Source organism: Streptomyces sp. P17 (assembly GCF_032436805.1).
Lineage (GTDB): Bacteria > Actinomycetota > Actinomycetes > Streptomycetales > Streptomycetaceae > Streptomyces.
Map to the genome: position 1 here is coordinate 1 of NZ_JAVRBF010001047.1, position 260 is coordinate 260.

At 65.0% G+C, this 260-nt stretch carries 1 protein-coding gene; it reads left to right on the forward strand.

Going from position 1 to position 260, the window contains the following annotated elements; all coding sequences use genetic code 11:
- Nucleotides 1-216: hypothetical protein (locus RMT89_RS43895; protein ID WP_315889344.1), on the forward strand; the 216-nt coding region annotated here is incomplete at its 5' end.
- Nucleotides 217-260 lie beyond the last annotated feature (44 nt).

The following is a 260-nucleotide window of genomic DNA, read 5'->3' on the forward strand; positions in this document are numbered from 1 at the left end:
GACGAGGCGCAGGGTTACGATTTTGCGACCTCCGAAGGCACGACCCAGTTTCTGCGCGCGGCTTTGATCGACATCGAGGATCTGCGCGATGAGGGTGGCGAGCGGGTGGCCTTCGATGCCGGCACGGCAGCGACCCTCTTCGGTTTGCCCTACGTCCGCGTTGCACTCGTGCGGGCGTATTTTGCCGCCGTCACCAAGGTCCGCTCGGGAAACTGATCGCCGCCGGGCGGGCATGGGCGCGGGGTGAACTGTTTCAGGAT